2 protein-coding genes are annotated in these 2,032 nt (G+C 55.0%); both read left to right on the top strand.

The window, feature by feature from the left end:
• Nucleotides 1-491 (top strand): LuxR C-terminal-related transcriptional regulator (locus ACRESD_RS13995; protein ID WP_431751447.1); only part of this gene is annotated, 491 nt, incomplete at its 5' end.
• Nucleotides 492-499: 8 nt separating this feature from the next.
• Nucleotides 500-2,032: transporter substrate-binding domain-containing protein (locus ACRESD_RS13990; protein WP_431751446.1), on the top strand; the 1,533-nt coding region annotated here is incomplete at its 3' end.

Genomic DNA, 2,032 nt, shown 5'->3' with positions numbered 1-2,032 from the left:
TTCCGGACCTGGTTATTCTCGACATCAGTATCCCGAAACTTGATGGCCTCGAAGTACTCTGCCGATTCAACGCCATGAACACGTCGATGAAAACCCTGGTGCTCACGGCTCAATGCCCTACATTGTTTGCGACACGCTGCATGCGCTCGGGTGCTGAAGGTTTTGTATGCAAGGAAGGTGACCTGAGCGAACTGCTGAGCGCAATCCGTGCGGTGCTATCCGGTTACAACTACTTCCCCAGCCAGGCATTGAATGGCAACGGTGCCGAAGGCGTGGACATACAGGAGTTGGAACTGTTCAAGACAGTCAACGACCGAGAGCTGATGGTATTACAACTTTTTGCACAAGGGCGAACTAATAAAGAAATAGCCAAAGGTATGTTCTTGAGCAATAAAACAGTCAGCACTTACAAAAAGAGGCTCATGCAAAAACTCAAAGCCAAGTCCTTGGTAGAACTCATCGAGATGGCAAAACGAAACGCGCTAGTGTGAGAAAGCGGATGCCCAGGCGTATAAAGGACTATCTGATTATATTAAGTGCCGGTTTGTGCTTCAGCACCGCCGTGCTCGCGCAATACCAACCTGACCCAGAACACTTCACTTTATTGAGTCGCGCGGGAACTGTTCAACTGGATATACAGTTGGATAGAGCACAGCGCCAGTGGCTGCAGAACAAACGCGAACTGGTGCTGGGCACGTCCGCACCTGACTACCCACCCTTCGACCTCACTTCAAGCGGCCGTGACTATGAAGGCCTCACTGCCGACTACGCGGGACTGCTGGCCAAGGCTCTGTCCGTGCCAGTCAAAGTCGTGCGCTACTCTTCGCGGGAGGCATCCATCCGCGCCCTGGAAGCCGGTGACATCGACGTGCTGGGTTCCTCCAATGGCTTCGAGGCGGCGAACCCGAATCTCATCCTGTCAGCACCGTACGCCGTGGACCAGCCAGTACTCGTCACTCGCGAGGGTGAAACCCGCAGCCTCAACGATGGCTTGGCGGGGCTGCGCCTGAGCCTTGTCTATCACTACCTGCCACTGAGTGAAGTCGAGAAGCTGTACCCCAACGCGATCATCCGCGCCTACCCCTCTTATCAAAATGCCTTGAATGCGGTGGCCTTCGACCAAGCGGATGTATTTTTGGGCGACACTATTTCCACTCATTACATGATCAACAAGGGCTACCTCAAAAATATCCACATGGCTAACTTCGGCAAACATGAGGCCTTTGGTTTCAGCTTTGCACTGCGTCAGGACCAACAGATCCTCTTGAGTATTATCGACTCGGTACTGGCCGCCGTGCCTACCAACGAGCGAGATAGCATTGCCAAACGCTGGAGTGCCGGTAGCGATATTCTGTTGACCGACAAAAAACTGCAGCTGACCCAACGTGAAGAACGTTGGCTGAAACAGCACCCCGTGGTGAAGGTCGTGGTGAACGAAACCTTCGCCCCCCTCACCTTCTTCGATGCGGACGGCAACTTCCGCGGTATCACTGCCGACCTCCTGGAACTGATTCGTCTGCGCACGGGCATGCGTTTCGTCATCGAGCGCGGGCGCGAAGTCAACGATATGATCGAGCAGGTCACCACCCAAAAAGCCGACATGATAGGCGCCATCGTTCCGAGCAACGAAAGGGAAGCACAGCTCAACTTCAGTCGCCCCTACCTGGAAAACTCCTACGTATTGCTCACACGCAAAGAGCCAGGAGCGCCCCTGAACCTGGAGCAGATGGCCGGAAAACGCCTGGCTATAACCCAGGGCAACCCACTGGCCAGCACCTTGGGCAAGGACTTCCCGCAGGTTCACCTGGTGGAAACCAGCGATACCTTCCGCGCCTCGGAACTGCTCGCACAAGGTCACGTCGACGGTGCCGTGAATTCGCTGGTGATCGCCAACTATTTCCTCTCCTCACAGGTCTTCCAGGACAAGCTGCAAATCAGCAGCACAATCGGGACAGTTCCCGCCACGTTCGCCCTGGCCACATCACGCCACGCCACGGAATTGAGTTCGATCCTCGACAAAGCGCTGCTAAGC

This window comes from Pseudomonas sp., assembly GCF_050739995.1.
Lineage (GTDB): Bacteria > Pseudomonadota > Gammaproteobacteria > Pseudomonadales > Pseudomonadaceae > Aquipseudomonas.
This window is presented reverse-complemented; position numbering and strand designations above follow the sequence as displayed.